At 37.8% G+C, this 17,568-nt stretch carries 15 protein-coding genes; all 15 read right to left on the reverse strand.

From position 1 onward, the window contains the following. Positions 1-109 precede the first annotated feature (109 nt). The 15 genes from KXJ59_RS11135 to KXJ59_RS11200 all read right to left on the reverse strand — a co-directional run bounded on the left by KXJ59_RS11135 (position 110) and on the right by KXJ59_RS11200 (position 17,568). Positions 110-631 carry an RteC domain-containing protein gene (locus tag KXJ59_RS11135; RefSeq protein WP_295204594.1) on the reverse strand — a complete coding sequence of 174 codons (522 nt, stop codon included), beginning with the start codon at positions 629-631 and terminating at the stop codon, positions 110-112. Further along, complete coding sequence (locus KXJ59_RS11140; protein ID WP_295204596.1) at positions 628-1,260, reverse strand: bifunctional 4-hydroxy-2-oxoglutarate aldolase/2-dehydro-3-deoxy-phosphogluconate aldolase; 633 nt, start codon at positions 1,258-1,260, stop codon at positions 628-630. The genes KXJ59_RS11135 and KXJ59_RS11140 overlap by 4 nt, the downstream gene beginning before the upstream one ends. Before the next feature lie 2 nt (positions 1,261-1,262). Beyond that, positions 1,263-2,279 carry a sugar kinase gene (locus KXJ59_RS11145; protein ID WP_295204597.1) on the reverse strand — a complete coding sequence of 339 codons (1,017 nt, stop codon included), beginning with the start codon at positions 2,277-2,279 and terminating at the stop codon, positions 1,263-1,265. A 116-nt stretch (positions 2,280-2,395) separates the two neighbouring features. Further along, positions 2,396-3,673 carry an MFS transporter gene (locus KXJ59_RS11150; RefSeq protein ID WP_295204598.1) on the reverse strand — a complete coding sequence of 426 codons (1,278 nt, stop codon included), beginning with the start codon at positions 3,671-3,673 and terminating at the stop codon, positions 2,396-2,398. 143 nt (positions 3,674-3,816) lie between these two features. After that, the gene (locus tag KXJ59_RS11155; protein WP_295204599.1) at positions 3,817-4,200 is read right to left on the reverse strand and encodes a cupin domain-containing protein; all 384 of its coding nucleotides are present in this window, start codon (positions 4,198-4,200) and stop codon (positions 3,817-3,819) included. Between the two features lie 75 nt (positions 4,201-4,275). Next, positions 4,276-5,166 carry an alpha/beta hydrolase gene (locus KXJ59_RS11160; protein WP_295204600.1) on the reverse strand — a complete coding sequence of 297 codons (891 nt, stop codon included), beginning with the start codon at positions 5,164-5,166 and terminating at the stop codon, positions 4,276-4,278. A gap of 17 nt (positions 5,167-5,183) precedes the next feature. After that, positions 5,184-5,255 (reverse strand): hypothetical protein, encoded by a 72-nt coding sequence (locus tag KXJ59_RS16020; protein WP_363266048.1) that lies wholly within the window; start codon positions 5,253-5,255, stop codon positions 5,184-5,186. A 93-nt stretch (positions 5,256-5,348) separates the two neighbouring features. Next, positions 5,349-6,257, reverse strand: coding sequence for an alpha/beta hydrolase (locus KXJ59_RS11165; protein ID WP_295204602.1), 909 nt, complete (start codon positions 6,255-6,257; stop codon positions 5,349-5,351). 12 nt (positions 6,258-6,269) lie between these two features. Next, positions 6,270-7,814: a RagB/SusD family nutrient uptake outer membrane protein gene (locus KXJ59_RS11170; RefSeq protein WP_295204604.1), complete on the reverse strand. Its 1,545-nt coding sequence runs from the start codon at positions 7,812-7,814 to the stop codon at positions 6,270-6,272. 18 nt (positions 7,815-7,832) lie between these two features. Beyond that, on the reverse strand, positions 7,833-11,033 hold the full coding sequence (locus KXJ59_RS11175; protein WP_295204606.1) for a TonB-dependent receptor: 3,201 nt from the start codon (positions 11,031-11,033) through the stop codon (positions 7,833-7,835). Between the two features lie 31 nt (positions 11,034-11,064). Then, positions 11,065-12,270 carry an alginate lyase family protein gene (locus tag KXJ59_RS11180; RefSeq protein WP_295204607.1) on the reverse strand — a complete coding sequence of 402 codons (1,206 nt, stop codon included), beginning with the start codon at positions 12,268-12,270 and terminating at the stop codon, positions 11,065-11,067. Positions 12,271-12,334: 64 nt separating this feature from the next. Next, positions 12,335-14,326 carry a sialate O-acetylesterase gene (locus KXJ59_RS11185; RefSeq protein WP_363266029.1) on the reverse strand — a complete coding sequence of 664 codons (1,992 nt, stop codon included), beginning with the start codon at positions 14,324-14,326 and terminating at the stop codon, positions 12,335-12,337. A gap of 19 nt (positions 14,327-14,345) precedes the next feature. Next, positions 14,346-14,570: a hypothetical protein gene (locus KXJ59_RS11190; RefSeq protein ID WP_295204608.1), complete on the reverse strand. Its 225-nt coding sequence runs from the start codon at positions 14,568-14,570 to the stop codon at positions 14,346-14,348. A 26-nt stretch (positions 14,571-14,596) separates the two neighbouring features. Next, positions 14,597-16,804, reverse strand: coding sequence for an alginate lyase family protein (locus tag KXJ59_RS11195; protein WP_295204609.1), 2,208 nt, complete (start codon positions 16,802-16,804; stop codon positions 14,597-14,599). 8 nt (positions 16,805-16,812) lie between these two features. Continuing rightward, positions 16,813-17,568 carry an SDR family oxidoreductase gene (locus KXJ59_RS11200; RefSeq protein WP_295204610.1) on the reverse strand — a complete coding sequence of 252 codons (756 nt, stop codon included), beginning with the start codon at positions 17,566-17,568 and terminating at the stop codon, positions 16,813-16,815.

A 17,568-nucleotide genomic window follows, 5' to 3' on the forward strand; every position in this document is an offset into this window, starting at 1 on the left:
TTTAGGTAAAAATACAATATTTATACCCTAAATGGGTATTTTTCTTGTATAAATACCTAATATTATATATTTTGAACATCCTTCTACTTTCTGGGATACCAGTTTACTGCTAAAATTCACTATTCTTGGAAAGAAATTTCAGAGCGACATACTTTGGCGTATCATCTGCTTCAAAAAAGAAACTGTCAACAGTGAGCCGTATATCGTATTTACCCCGGAGAAAATATTTATGGTCTAAGTAATTACTTTGGGTGCGGTAATACCGGTAAAAATCAAGGTTGCTGTCAAAATAATGTTTCAGCTTATCCAATTCATTCAACAAATACTTTCTCCTAATTTTATCACTTCCATTGGGTTTACGGGATTCTATTTTGTACACTTTTAAATGATAAATAAGAGGAGCTAAAAATTTGGGCTTGGTTTTCTTAAAAAAAATTATTTCTTCTCCCTGTGACCTAAACTTGTGTTTTAGCATTGTAGCCTTTAACTTATCAAGTGCTTTTCTACTCACATCAATAGAAAGCTCTGCACATTTGATTGTATCATCTTGTTCAAGGTCAATAAACTTGAGTTGGTCTTCAAGATTAGATAGTATTTTGGAGATAGTTTCATTCATCAAACTTTTAATCAAAAGAGTCTTTTTGCTTCTTTGATTTTTGCTTCTATTATTAGCAGAGTATCTTTATTGGTATCCGCATTTTTAAAATAATCAGAACCTAAACCAACAACTTCAGTACCAGCCTTAAACCAACCATTTATATTTTTATTATTTACCCCACCTGTAATCATCACAGAAACTCCTGGTAATACGGCCTTCACTGCTTTTATGAATGCCGGGCCAGTCACTTCACCCGGAAATATTTTAATAATTTTGCAACCGGCTACAGTGGCATCATAAATTTCTTTCACGGTCATACATCCTGGTAGGTAGGGTATATTATTTTGTTTACATTCCTCCATCACCTCTTTAATGAAACATGGTGATACAATAAATGAAGTTCCTGCCTCTATAAACTTCCCGGCAGTTTGTTTATCTAAAATAGTTCCTGCACCTAAAACCATATCGGGGCAATACTGCTGGCGAAATTGATTCAATGCGATAAAATTATCGAAAGCATTTTGTCCTCTGTTAGTAAACTCAAACACCCTAATGCTATTCTTATAGCAAGTGTTCATTACATCTAAACACCATTCTCTATTATCGTGATAAAAAACCGGAACTAATTTATGCCGGATAATATGATTGATTGTATCTGTCATTTTTACCGATTAATTTTACCCGAAGTATTGCCCTGCATTAAAGACAATATTTCATCTTCTGTAACAAAATTTGTATCCCCGGGAATGGAGGATTTTAATGCAGCGGCGGCTACAGCAAAATCAATTGACTTTTGGGGATTGTCTTTAAATTTATTTAGGCCGTAAATAATCCCTACCATTAATGCATCACCTCCCCCAAGTCTGTCCACCATGCCCTGCATATTAAACACAGTTGATTCAATTAGTTTATCACTATTCAAATTAAAAGCGCCGATGCTATTATTAGTAACAGAGTGTGTATCCCTGAATGAAAAAATAATATGCTGCAGATTTGGAAACATTTTCTTTAATTGCTGCATGCAGTCTTTGTAGGAATCTTTCTTGTCTTGTTCCGCACTTTCAATTTCGAAATAGGTTTTTACGGTATTCATATCACCCAAAACAACGTTACAGTATTTCATTATTTCAGGCATAACTTCTTTAGGATGTTTCCCGTATTGCCATAACTTACTACGGTAGTTTAAATCAATACTTACTGTGAGGCCAAGTTCGCTGGCCATTTTTACCGCTGTTAATGTTTCATCTGCTGCTGCCTGTGATACTGCAGGAGTGATACCTGTGCAATGAAACCATCCGGCATCTTTTAAAATGTTTTTCCAATCTAACAAGCCCGGTTCTATTTCGGCAATTGAGGAATGTTCCCTGTCATAAATTACTTTGCTTCCCCGCATTACGGCTCCCTGCTCCAGATAATAAGTACCCAGCCTCTTGCCTCCATAACAAATATTATTTCCCTCAACCCCATATCGTTTTAATTGTTGAACAGCAGCAATACTCAAATCATTATCCGGTAAACGGGTAACAAAAGAAACAGGCAGCCCCAATAAGGCAAGTGATATGGCTGTGTTATATTCAGCCCCGGCATAATAAATATTAAATGCAGTTGCCTGTCCAAATCTTGTATAATCGGGTGGAGAGAGACGAAGTAGCACTTCTCCAAAAACTACAATTTTTTTCATCTTTCTTTTATATTATATTCAACCAGCCAAAGATTGTTTTGCAGAATCTTTAAAATATACAACTGTAAGGCAAAACCTATTCAATATGCATAAAAAAGTTATCGGGATAAACTTAATCATGCATTCTTTTTAGCAAAATATTTTAATGAGAGCCATGATAGCGGCACCAGTAACGCTGCCAGTATAAAGAAAGAAACATAGCTTGTTTTAGTAAGTACCGGTACCATCCATGTAGTTATTAATACTCCCAGCACTGCTGCTGTACCACCCATGCCTGCTACTGTACCCACATTTTTTCCATTAAAAAAATCAGATGGTAAAGTTTGTATATTACCAATTAAAAACTGGAAACCGAAAAGGGTAATACTTATTAATCCAATAGTTACTGCGGGCTGCTCTTTTAATTGATCGAGCATAAAAACAATTGTTACTAAAGAAACCAGCATGATAATACATCCGATTGTTACGGCTTTTCTTCTTGCCACTACCGCATTTACGCCTTTTCGTATTTGTTTTGATGAATAGTAACCGCCAATTAAACTGCCCATTGCTGCCAATAAATAGGGGAACCATGCAAAAGCGCCAATTTGTTTGATATCAAATGCAAATTGTTCTTTTAAAAAAGTAGGCAGCCATGTTACAAACAACCACCATACAGGGTCAATAAAAAAACGGGAAGCAATAATGCTCCAGGTAGTTTTAAAATTAAGTAACTCTTTCCATGTATATACTTTTGTTTCAGGTACCGTATTTACTTTATCTGTATGGCAATCTAAAATATGGTCTTGTTCCTTTTTGGTTATCCAAGGATGTTTATCAGGTGTTGCCTTATTAATGATGAGCCAGGGAATAATCCATAAAAAGCCTAAGACTGCAATCCCTGCAAACGTACCCTGCCATCCTATTGCAAGATATAAAGCTGCAATAACAGGAGCACTTACTACAGAACCGAGCGATGCACCTGCTCCAAATATGCCTTGAGCAATTGCCCTTTCTTTTGCAGGAAACCATTCCGCATTGCTTTTAGTGGCTCCGGGCCAGTTACCTGCTTCGCTGATACCGAGAAAGAAACGAAATACACTAAATGAAGAAAGGCCTTTTGCTAATGCATGCAAGGCAATAGATACGCTCCATACTGCAATAGAAATAACCATTCCCAAACGGGTGCCGATAGCATCCATCATTTTACCTGTAACTGTTTGCCCAATAGCATAAGCAATCATAAAAAAAGTAGTGATTAAGGCCAATGCGTTTTTATTATCCGTATCAGCAATACCAAAATCTTTATAAATATAAGGCCACATGATATTGATGGCGCTACGGTCAATATAATTAATAACTGTAGCCAATCCTATTAATGTGATAATCCACCAGCGAAGACCATTTATTTTCATTTTTTATAGTTTATTTTAAAAAATCATCCTGTAGAAACAGGACGATTTAGATTGCTTGCTATATGTATTTCCTTCAATCTTTAATACTCATTTCACAATTTCTGTTTCAATTTGTGGTGTTATCTGACCGAATTGCAGAAAGTTTATTGTTTTTTTTCTTTTAATAATCCGCCATTTGTATTATTTCCACTCAGTATAAAATCTTCCCTCATCGGGCTGAACACATCAATTAATACACCATCTTCCATACATACACAGCCATGGTCAATATTAGGTGGAATATAAAATGCATCCCCCGCTTTTAATAATTGCTTACGGCTATCTATCTGTACTTCAAAGCTGCCGCTTTCTACATTTGTTATCTGGCTATGGTAATGCTGATGAATATTTCCAATACTTCCTTTTTTAAACTCCACTCGTACCACCATCAGCTTATCATCGTAAGCCAGAATTTTTCTCCTTACGCCTTGTCCAACTTCTTCCCATTGGACATTGTTATTCTCTATAAAAACATTTTCATTATACATAAAATTATTTTTTAATCATTAGATAAATTATTGCCAGCTAAATATTGGTCTTAAGCATTATTTTTTACAGTTTTATTAGTTTTTGGACAGGCCAAGGCTCTTCAGAAAATCCGCAATCGCTTTTTTAATTTGTGAATTATTTTCCTTGTCAAATTTTCCATGCAGACCTCCCTTTATGGTAATGAATTCTGTCTTTACACCAACTTCCAGAAATTTTTTATGGAGATCAACAGACTGTTGATAAGGCACAATGGGGTCAGCATCTCCATGAATAATGAATACCGGAGGGCTTGTTTTCTTAACATAAAAAATAGGCGACATGGACTCAATAAATTTTCTGTCGTTACTGTGCGATCCCATCCAAGCAATAACAGACTTATTCTTATCTATGCCGGATACAGTTAAATCAGTTGGTCCAAACTTATCTATTATGGCAGCTATTGTATAACAATTAACATCTTTATAGTCGCCGTCGAACTTATTATCATTTTGAAGTAAGCCTGCCATCAACGCTAAATGCCCTCCGGCACTACTACCCATAACTATTATTTTATTTGGATCAATATTAAGTTCTTTGGCATGTTTTACGATGTACAAAATTGAGGCACGAACATCTTCAACTGCGGCTGGTGCGGTTGCTTGTGGGGTTAAGCGGTATTCAACGTTAACAACAGCAAGCCCTATATTAAAATAACTTCCAAATCCTGACTGACCTTCTTTGGTGCCATGATTCCATCCTCCACCGTGGATATTGAATACGACCGGTGTGGGTTTAATTGCTTTGGGGTTGAAATAAATATCATGCTTTACCTGCCAGTCTTTTCCTCTATTATAAACAACATCAATTTGAGCTTCATAGCCTTCAGGATATTCAACAGGTTTATAGATCGTAGTATCTGCTGTTTGTGCAGTGGTAAATGTTTGGAAAGAAATAAAAAAAAGTGTAGCTAGAAGTACTTTTTTCATATATAATCATTTTATAATTAATAACCTGGGTTTTGAGGAATAACGAGCTGTGAATTGGTATCAATTTCCCGCTGCGGTATGGGAAGCAATAGTTTTCCAGATAATCAATAAATTTATTCTTTTCATAATTAACTTTTTTCTTCGCATCATCCGGTCAAGCAGAGACAGCCAACCCTGGTTACTTATTTGTTGATGACATTCTCTTTTAAAAATTCTGTGATGGCATTTTTGATCTCGTCCTGTTTTTCTTTTGAGTAACCACCATGCCCTCCTCCGGGTATGGTAATAAAGACATGCTTCACACCGGCTTTCGTCAGTTTTGCATCCAGGTCAACCGATTGCTGATAAGGAACCCTCCCATCTGCATCGCCATGTGACAAAAAAATTGGTGGGTTATCCTTACTAACATAAGTAACAGGTGAAAGTTTTTGTGCAAAGTTTTCATCATCTTTTCTGCCTCCGAACCATTCATATACAGCCCCGTCTTTTAACACCTGTAACTGCCCGTCCGCTCTAGTACTGTACAAAACAGATGGTGTTGACTGTGCAATGATAGCTGCGATCTTGTACGTCTTTGAGGAAACAGGACAATCCTTATCAAATGGGTTATTTATATTCGCTGTTAAACCGGCCATTAATGCCAGGTGAGCGCCGGCCGAACTGCCTGCAAAAATAATTTTCGTAACATCAATGTGTAATGAATCAGCATGATTAATTAAATATTGCATTACACAACGAACATCTTCAATAGCGGCAGGTGCAACGCCCTGTGAACTTAAGCGATATTCAACATTAGCTACAGCAAAGCCTAATTTAAAATAAGTATTGAAACCGCCCTGTGCTTCTTTAGCACCTTTTCTCCAGGCACCGCCATGTATGTTTATTACTACCGGCACCGGCTTATCTTTTACCGGCGGTAAATAAATATCTACTCTTCCGATCCAGTCCTTTACTTGTTTGTAAATAACATTCAATTGCTTAGTAAACCCCTGGGGTACCGGAACAGGCTTATATGTACTGTCGACATCTTGTGCCAGCAGTTTAATAGAAGCCAGCAACAATAAACTTATACCTAATAACAATTTCTTCATTTTGCCTTACGTTTAATAACCCGGATTTTGAGGAATAACCAATTGTGTATTGGTGTCAATTTCTCGTTGTGGTATGGGAAGCAACAATTTTTCCACTGTAATATTTGCCTGCAACTGTGCCAGTGTTGGGGTAGGGGGCAGGTATAACCTGTAGTGTGCGTAATATTCGTCGGCATAATGATCTTTGATAGTTTGTTGCGCAGTAATAGTTGTCATAGTTGTATTAAAGCGGACCAAATCAAACCAACGCTGGTTTTCAAACGCAAACTCTATTCTTCTCTCATTTGACAGTGCCTGTTCAAATTTCGCTACTGATGTAATGGTTGCTGCCGTATAATTGGGTAGGCCTGCTCTTGGCCTAACACTGTTGATCAGGGAAATACTGGCAGGTGAATACCCCTGAGCTTCTGCCATCATCAATAATATATCTGCATAGCGAAGTATCGGCCAGTCGCTTTCACCATCATCCACCAAGGTTACAGGAAACAGGTATTTTTTTACATACCACTTGGTAGCTGTCCCCGTACCAAAAGTGCCAATCAATGTAGGCTTTCGCAAATCCCCATTAGTGGCAGTATCCAAATCGGCAGTTGGATAATTCAATCCATCGCCATCGCCATTTATAACAGCAGAACCTGTACCCAACGGAGCAAATGTATTCCCAAAATGGGAACCTAAACCAAGACCGCCAGCCTTATAGCGGACTGCAAAAAGTATTTCGCTATTCATTTCATTAGTAATTGAAAACACATTGGCATAGTTTGTTTGCAAAGAATAACCGCTATTAGTGATTACATCCTGTAATTGTACAATAGCTTCAGGTTTTCTGTTAAGCGTAAGATAAACCTTGCCCAACAATCCTTTTGCTGCCCACAGAGTAGCTCTTCCTTTATCAGCAGCTGCAATCTGGCTAAACTTCAGGGTATTCATAGAAGCAGCAGCTGTAAGCAGATCAGCTTCAATCAATTTATAAATATCCGCTACTGAAGCACGGTTCATCGTTTTAGCTTCATCCGCAGTAATAGGTTTATGCACCAGGAAAACGCCACCGAATAAACGGACAAGATTAAAGTAATGATATGCCCTTATTACCATGGCTTCGCCTGCCAGTTGCTTGCGGTCGGTTTCTGAAATGGGAATAGTGATCGTAGTAAACGTCAATGCTCCTGTTGCGGGATCATACACTACGCCTAATTTTTCTAATACAATATTAGTATTGCGGATATTATTATACGTAGCCAACCAATAGTTATAAATCTGTTGCTGAGAAGTAGCCGGAATAAACATATCCAGATCACTCAGGTCACGGTTAGCAGAAGCAGTACTACCTGTGCCAGCTACCTTGGCATTGTCGCTACGCAGTTCCGTAAACTGCCACTCATTGAATAGTGAAAGCTGCATACCGTTATAACAACCGGTTAAAGCAGATTTTACTTCCGCCAGGTTGGAGTAATATGTTGCCGTATTCAGATTAGACTGTGGATACAAGTCAATCGTTTTTTTGCAGGCGAACAAACCAGCGCAGCAAAACAATAAGATAAAATGTATAAGTTTCATAAATATTTTTTTTGCCGGTTAAAAATTAATGTCGAGTCCGAATAAAATTGTTCTTGGCAATGGAAAACCTCCCCGCTGATAACCATCCACCAATGGAGTGTTATAAGGACCGGAAGTAGACCTTGCTTCTGTATTGATACCCCTGTAATTTTTGGCATTACTGAAAAATAAATTCTGTCCGGAGAAATAAACCCGCATGGAACTGAGGTGAACTAATTTTGCTACTTTCTGCGGTAGTGTATAACCAACTATCACCTCACGCAAACTAAAATAGGAAGCATCTTCTACCACATAATCTGTAAGCATCCAGTTAAACCCAATAGTGGAATAAGGCGTTTTACCATCGCCGGGGAACATAGGACTAAGCCAACGATTTTTATTGTAATTTTTATTGTATCGTTTTGTTTCGTTGTAGTTTGGATCTCCGTTCACCAATTGTCCCCCCTGCACCCCTTGTAATAAGAAGCTAAGATCAAAATTCTTGAAGGTAAAGTTATTGGTGATCCCCCAGGTAAAATCAGGGTAGGGGGAACCTGTAACTACCCTGTCATCAGCATTAATAATATTATCGCCATTTGTATCCACCAGTTTCAAACCACCAGGTACAAACATGTTGCTTAACGGACTGCTAAGTCCTGCAGCCCTTACTCCATCAATCTGGGCTTGCGAAAGCCATACACCGTCTGTTTTATATCCAAAGAACTGAACTAACGGGCCACCCACCTTATTTAAATAAAGTTCGGTTCGTTCTCCCTGGTTTAGCAGAAATGTCTCGGCGCCCAATTCCAACACCTTGTTTTTATTGTGTGCTATATTAGCAGAAGTTGTCCATTTAAAATCTTTCTTTTTGATATTAGTAGTGGTAATCTCAAATTCAATTCCCCGGTTCTGCAAACTGCCAATATTGTTCCAATACTGCGGGACTCCCGTAAAAGCTAATGTAGATTGCCGCTGCAATAGTTTATCTGTTTTAGATTGATAAACATCAATAGAGAATGTTACTGCATTTTTAAACAAGGCCACATCTAATCCACCATTGTATTGGAAAGTTCTTTCCCAGGTAATATCTGGGTTAGCTAAAATATCTCTTGATGGTGTTTGCCCTACAGTACTAACACCAGTGCCTGATCCTAAAGGATAATTAGCAGCATATAAAAGATCAACAAATGCAAAATCAACAATACGATTATTACCAGTAGCTCCATAACTGGCCCTCAGTTTCAGGTTACTCAGCCAGTTGACTTTTTCCATAAATTTTTCCTGCGTAACCACCCATCCAAGTGATACCGACGGAAAATATCCCCATTTGTTTCCTGGTGCAAAATAAGAACTGCCATCTGCCCGATAACTGGCAGAAAGGAGATATTTATTTTTAAAGCTGTAAGAAACACGACCGAGGTAAGAAAGTAAGCCTATTTGATTTCTCAGGTTGAAAGTAGCTGTTTTTGCCTGATCAATCAGCAGGGCCGTATTCAGTGTTGTAATATTATCACTGGGGTAATCCAGCCCTGTCGTTTGTTCATCTGTAATTTTTGTTTTCTGAGCGGTAAAGCCTGCTAATACATTAAAAGTATGATCTTTTATTACTTTATTATAAGTGAATGTATTTTCAGATAAGAGATCCATAAAAAGGCGGTTGGTGTAAACTCCCCTGTTCACATCACCATCCCTGTTAGAATTTCTTTTTGCAAAATCTAATCCTGTAGTATAATTAATATATACACTGGCCAGAGTTTTAAAGTCAAGCCCTGGTAAAATATTAATTGTCATATCGCCGGAAGTTTGCAACCGGTAATCGTTGGAAGTGATTGTTCTTGTTTCCATTACCGACTTGGGTGTATTATTGCCGGTATTAAAAGGATCGAGGGCTGATGTGCTGGTATAGATAGTACCATCAGGCATTGGTCCACTATAAATCCTTCCATTAAAATGTCTTGCCTGCACAAAATCACCAACTTTAATATTGGCCCATAGAGGCACCTGCGTTACAAAAGCAACAGTTGCCGGTGTATGATAAACAGGAAGGAAAGACTGGAAACGAACAAAATCAATATATCCAACAGAAGGTCTTTCTCTTTTTATATAAGAAGGATTAAAATTAAAATTGAATTTTATTTTTTTACTTAACTGAACATCCAGTTTGGTACGAAGGCTGAAACGATCATATTCACTGTGATACATCATGCCCTGGTCTTTCTGATAACCACCGGAAATAAAATATTTTACTTGCCTGTTGCCACCAGCAACACTTAGTTGCAGATTACGAACAGTAGCATTACGAAGTGCCTGATCCTGCCAGTCGGTAGGATAACCAACAATAGAATTCTCTACGATATATGCAGCCCTTTCATTATTTGCAATGATAGCTGTACCAGTTGGCGGAGGAATGCTGGGATCTTTTGCTTTCAACGATGCTTCATAAAATAAGAGGTTAGTATATTCTGTAGTGGTAAGCATCGGATACCTTTCATACGCCGTTTTAGAGCCATTTGAAAATTTAAAAGAATATTTTGGTTTATCTGCTTTACCACTTTTAGTAGTGATAATGATTACTCCGCTGGCACCTCTTGAACCATAGATAGCGGCTGAAGCAGCATCTTTCAATACTTCTACTGATTCCACATCCGCCATATTTACAAAGGCCAATCCATCCGGTACAGGGTGGCCATCCACTACTACCAATGGGTTAGCACCGGCGTTAATAGAACTCAAACCCCTTACTCTTATTTTTGGGTCAGCACCTGCTTCTGAATTGATATTTTGAATTTGCACACCTGCTATTTTTCCCTGTAGCGCCTGGTCAAGTCTTGAAACAGGTGTTTCATCCAGTCTGTCATTTTTAAATTTAGATACAGCCCCGGTGAGATGCGATTTTTTTTGTGTACCGTAGCCAATTACCACTACCTCATCCACCGCTACTACTGCCGGCACTAAAGAAATATCAATAGTAGTCTTATCGCCAATTAAGATAGTTTGAGTGGTAAAACCTACATAGGAAAAAATTAGCGTTGATGTGTTTTTATCCACAGAAATGGAATAGGTGCCATCTGCCTTACTGGATGAGCCACCTTTTTGTTTATCTGCAAGAATATTTACTCCCTGCATAGGTTCATTAGTAGCCTGGTTAAGTACCTTACCGGTAACCACCTTCTTTTGTGCCATCGCTGTACTACCAAACAGCAAAAGCAAGAAAAACAGCAAGCAATTTGATTTTTTCATAACAACAGTTTTAGAGTTTTATAAAATCGTTTTAGTATAAAAGGTAAATCCGCAAACGTCCGGCTTTATCACCGGCAAGAGATGTTACAGCCTCTCTGCATTTTTTACAATTAAAGCGGTCAGCGGCTTCCATAAGTAAAGGGTATCCATCCTCATATTCAAAGTTTTTGATTTGCGGCCCTTCCCAATTTTTTTCCTGTACTAAATAAGGGCGCAGTACATTAAAAGCTTGTTTCAATGATTTTCCTGAAGGGCTGGTATAATTCCAGAATTCAATCCCGGTCTCTTCTGACATTTGAGCAATGGTGAAAAAAGCATTCATTACAAATGCTGTGTAATGCAGCGAAATAGTTCTTTCCATTTCCCTGGGAAATTTTCCTGCATCATCCATTTGCTTATCGAGCCTCTCCCTGGCATTTAATACAATTTTTTTTGCCAGTTCACTATTTTCGGTAAACAAAGCCATAGACAGCCGCTGAGCATCATACCATGCACCATGATTATTATCGGCGTTCATTTCACTTATTCCATTCTTACTGTTTTGCATCCAGTGCAGGAAATCGGCAAACCATTGCTGCATCCCTTTCTGGTCTTTATCACTCCAGTATTTTGAACCCTGCAGCAAGCCAATGGCATCTATCAGTTTTATAAAATGACGTGAATCTATCAGCCCGGCTCCCCTGCCATCATTAATACCTTTGATGGCTTGCGCAAAATTCAGGTTGGGGTTCATCCTTGTTTCTGTATCTAAAAACCAAACCCTGATTAATTTAGCGGCATGCTCTGCGTATACTTTTTCACCGGAGAAATAATAAGCCATTGCCAGAGTGCTTACATCTGCACAAAGTTTTGGCATATATTCCTTGTCTTTATATTCTTTCACCTCCGGATTTGTTTGTCCATCTTTACGCATATAAGGCAATCCATTGGGTTTGGATGGGTCGGGCCAGTGATAAGGCGCCAGGCTCATGTAATCATGTTTATCACCACTGGGTGGTGTATTCTTTTTCTCCATCACACTCACCGGGCCGAACTCCAAGGCCTTGTTTGCATCTTTCAATAATAACTTATATGCCGGCAGAATAAGGGGGTCTTTAGCACTAACCCTGCTTTTATTTTTCTCAAGCATTTGTATGTTCATAGTATAAACTATGGGTCTCATTATTTTATTCTGAGCATTTGCCAGCGTATTAAAAAATATAAACAAACCAGCAATCAACAATATTCTTTTTTTCATATAACTTGATTCTTAATTAAAGACAGGGAAATTCGAATTTATTATAAAAAATATTTTCTGTTTGTTACTGCACAGCGCCTTTACTGTAATCCAAAATTTTTATACCCTCTGTTTTCCCCTTCCATTTGTCTGTTCGGAAAGGATAAGCTGGCATCCCGGTATTGTTTGTGAGATTTATTTCACCAGGATTATCTGCCCAGGCATAACGAACAGCAACAGGCTTCTTAATTCCACCAGCAGAAACAGCAACCGTTTTCTTATCAACTATTTCAGCGTTTGCCCATACAAAATTTTTATCATAACCGGCAATTGCAAAACCTTTTATTTTTTTACCGTTATCTGTTGTTTGCAAGCCAGCACCCGTAACATCAAATTCAATTAAAATTTTATTACCGACTACTTTCAGGCTTTTATAAACTGGTCCTGATGGAACAAAACTTTTAATTCCATACACATTGTATTCTGCTTGTAGTGCAAGTCTTTTGCCTACTTCGTTTTTATATTTTGGGTGGATGTTATCAGCCTCACCTTGCTCTATTGTACAAACCATTGAAGTGTATGGCAGCTTCAATACCTCTGATTGTGATTCCCGGATTTCTGCCCATTCTGCATCAGCAGGATTTGCCAATATTTTCTTATAGTTGGGTAATTGAACATATACAAAGGGAAGTTTTTGATTGTTGAATTTCTTACGCCAGTCTTTAATCATCGTTGCAAATAACTCCCTGTACTGAAAGCCACGCAGGGCATTGCTTTCGCCCTGGTACCATATAACACCTTTAAATATATAATTAGTTGCAGGGGCAATCATGGCATTGTATAAAATGCATGGAACCTGCCTTGTATTTAACTGCCTTGCTAATCCTGTTGGCACTACAGTATCCAAACCTATTTTATAGTTCCATTCGCCAGATAGATAAATTTTATTGTTGGATGTTTGTACAAACAGTTCATCTGCCTTACCCATGAAACCACCATCATCCCGATAGTTGGTAATACGCACTGTAATAAAATTGCTTCCTTCTTTTAATAAAGATTTTGAAATTGGATATTCTCTCTTTTTATTTCTATCATCAAACCGGTGGCCAACTTGCTGCCCATTAATAAAAGTAAAGTCTTCATCAGCCACAGCACCCAATGAAATATTTGCATCATTGACAATATCAGCGGCAGTTAATTGAATTTCTTTTTGAAACCAGATAACCCCATCTTTATTTTTTAATGCAGTAATGTTTTCCCAAGTGGCAGGCATTTTTGCTTTGCTCCAATCTGCATGAAGTTTATTTGCCCAATTGTAACTGGCATTATCGTAACCTGCATCCATTTTATTTACTGTACTAATCCAGGCGTTAAACCTTTCATTATTTTTCTTTATTTCTTTATTCAAATCCCTTTGTTCAATTTTTGCTGCCGCTTTACCAAAAGTAGGTTCACCAGCAAGGCCTTCTTTACTTATCCAGCTTTCAATGGTACTGCCGCCATAAGCACTCCACACTAAACCAATAGGTACATTCAAATCTTCATGCAGTTTCTTTCCAAAAAAATAAGCCACTGCCGAAAATGCAGCAACGGATGCTGGTGTACATTCTTCCCATTTAATTACATCAGCAGCTTCTTGCAAAGGCTTAACACTGTAATCTTTTTTAATAGTAAACAAACGGATATTTTTATAACTGGCTTTTGGCATCTCCTCATTGGCATTGCTGGTGTTCATCATTAAAAAGCCCATATTGCTTTGCCCGCTGCAAAGCCATACTTCACCAATCAAAATATTTTTAAGTACAATTTCATTGTTGCCTTTTAATTTCATTTCATATGGGCCACCTTCTTTCATGGCTGGTAACAACAAACTCCATGTAGTGTCTTTTACCACAGCTTTATATTGTTTGCCCATAAAGCTGATGGTTATTTTTTCAGCTTTACTGCACCAGCCCCAAATTTTTACGGAAACATTTCTTTGCAGTACCATGTTGCTGCTAACTAATGATGGCAGTTTAATCGTTGCACTTGCAGAAAATATGAAAGTGATGAAGAAAAAAGACAAAATATATTTCATTATCGTTCTTTTTTTTCTTTTAATATCCCTGGTTCTGTGTCATTATTTCACTACTCAAGTCTATTTCGTAGTTGCGGTGATTATTTAGGTTCCTTTTTACAGTAACAGTTGCCCCTTGCAACGGTTTGCCATCTTCCGCCGAAACAACGATACCGGTTAAGGTAGTTTGTGCAACTACTGAACCCGCAAAAAAGCAACCGGCTACCAGTATTATACACAAGATTAGAAAAGCAATCTTTCTCATATTCTTAGTTTTTGGGTTTAAAAAAATTATTTAGTTTTATTTAAAAAATAGGGTCCAGCCCATGAAAATATTTTTCCAGAAATCTCCAGTGAATGTTTTATATCAGCATTATCGTTGTTAACAATAAAAATTTTCCATTCGGTTCCGTTAGTGAAAATTATTTTCACCACTGAATACTTGTCATTATCTAATTCTGTAGCAATTTCTTTTATGGATGATTGGGAACCTGATGAAGATTCACTAACCGGGTTAAAATTTCCATGCGGCTCAATAACCGATACAAACAATTGATTCCTGCCTTTTTTACGGATAATGTATCCTGTTTCCCTTCTTAAATTAAAATTGGGATCTGAGGCACCAACCCTTGCTAAGTAAAATGCAGTTTGTTCGTCTGCATTGCTACAGATAGAATAATACGAATTACCGTTTAAAAAAGTTAAGGTTCCTAAAGAGGTGTTTGTTTTACCGGTAGCTTCTTTCCAGATGTGCTGGTAGCCATTTTTGCTGCCAAGCGGTTGTTGAGTTTCTGTAAAAGCATCGTATTTAAAAGAAGTGGCTATTAATTGGCCATTGTACCAGAAAGGCAGGTCGTACTGATGTTCCTCTGCAGAGGCGACTTTAAAAATGTCTATGCAGATTGGCTTGTTTGATTTTTCATCACTCACCATAAATAAAGTACGTTGCAAAACAACACCTTTGTAGGCATTACTGTCTTTTGCAGATACTACCTGTATCTTATCATTCAGGCTGCTGAAATATTTTGAGGAATGATAAGAAGAAGCTATGTTCTCTTTACCATCAAATTGCGATTTTTCATCCACCACCATTGTATTATGTGCGATGGTCTGCATTGCAAAACTTTTATTCTCCGGTAAATACCTGCCGCCATCTTTCTGTTCTACATTTAAAAACCTTGCAGCGCCATAGTCCTGTAAAATTTCATTACCATTATCATAGAGCAGCATGTTCAATTCATCGTAGTGGCCATGTGTTAAACCATGTGAAGCATACTTAACAACCAATGTTGCAAGACTTTTAGTATTGTTGCTTCTTAAAATACTGATACCCCCTTGCTTTCCATCTGCTCCATCTGTATATTCAACAGAGGCGTAAGGGAATTCGGGTAAGCTCCCCTTAAAATTGCTTATCGCATCTGCTACTTTCATTCCACAACTATTGAGCAGTACTTTTTTCTGTTTTGCAGCAATATTCAGTAATGCCTCGTCTTGTCCATATTCTTTAAATGCAATATTGATTGCAAAAACCATTTCGCTGCTGATATAAGTTTTATCTTTAATTGCATCGTTAAGGGAAAAGAATGCTCCATTGGTATTTGTTTGCTGCAAAGCTGCGTACAACGCTTTCTTTAATATTTGATTTCTATGTTCAAATATTTTTAATTGAGGCCGGTTGTTTTGTAATGCCTCAGCAAATAAATAAAATGGCAGTAATGCATACCTTGCATAATAAGGCCCTTCGGTATAATAACCATCTGGAGAAAATAAATTATCTAATTGAGCAATAAAACCACTCTGGCCATCTTTGTTTGTTCCATATAAAGCCTGTTGTACCATTGTGTCATCACCAATTACCAAACCTGTCATTCCAACTGCTGCACAGGCCCACACAGCATGATTATGAATTAAATTGAACCAGTCTTTTAAATCAATGGTTAAGAATTTGCATAGCGGCCGAAAAGCACCATCTTCAATTTTTTTTCTTTGCACTGCATTTGCATAATTATAAATGCAGTCATAAGCCATTGCCGAATAGACTAACCAATTAGCATCGTTCAATGCTTGGTGAAATAACCTGCCCGGTGAACTGCCTTTTGCTTGCGGATGGTTTTTTAATATAGGTATCAGTTCTGCATATTTCAGTAACATTCCAGTAATAAAGTCAGCATATTTTATTTCTCCGGTTATGGTATAAACCAATCCAGCATTATACATAGCTGTGTAATTATTCTTATGCCTGTCGTGTGTATAGCCTCCTGCAGGATCTTTAGGAAAAGGCACATCCATTTTTTCATCAATGGCCTTGTCAGCAATTTTCTTTGCTTCGTCAAAAGATTTTTTTAATAAAAGCGATTGCTTAACATTTTTTTTAATTAGTATCCCATCTGCATTAGTAATCAATAATGATGGGTGCTGATTACCTTGTGCAATTAATTGTGATGGTGAAACCAACATCAGCAGAAATAAAAAAAAGTTAGTAAGCAATCGTTTTAACATAAAATAGTTTATACAAAATAAGTACCGCCGTTTATATCAATTGAAGTTCCTGTTATAAATGAAGAACTATCAGATGCCAAATACAAAACCAAATCAGCTACTTCAGTTGCCTCGCCTTCCCTGCGTAAAGGTGTTGCTGCTGCCACATTTGTTCTTACTTCTGGCTTGGTAAATGTGTTGTGAAATGTAGTATTAATCATACCCGGAGAAACTGCATTTACACGGATGCCTTTAGGACCCAATTCCTTTGCAAGGCCCCTGGTAAATGTTAATACACCGCCTTTTGCAGTAGAATATGCCAGTGCTCCCGGCCCGCCGCCATCCCTTGCAGCCTGTGAAGTAAAGTTTACTATCGAACTTCCCTTAGGCATATATTGCAATACTTCTTTTGTAACGAGGTAAACCGATTTCAAGTTTACATTCATCACCGTATCCCAGAAAGATTCGTCGAGTTCAGGCATCGTTTTTCTTCCCATTAATCCACCAGCAACATTTACCAAAATATTTATTTCGTTACCGAAAGATGCTTTGCATTGTTCTACAACTTTATTAACATCTGCGGCCTTAGTCATATCGCCTTGTGCAAGTATTGCTTTGCCACCTGCATCGGTAACCATTTTCAATGTTTCCTTTGCTAGTTCTTCACCATCAAAATAATTAATACAAACTGCTGCACCTGCTGACGCCAGTTTAAGAGAAGTGTAACGGCCAATATCACGGCCACCACCTGTTACTAATGCTACTTTACCATTTAATGTATTCAT

The sequence above is a fragment of the Sediminibacterium sp. genome (assembly GCF_019264485.1).
Classification (GTDB): domain Bacteria; phylum Bacteroidota; class Bacteroidia; order Chitinophagales; family Chitinophagaceae; genus Sediminibacterium.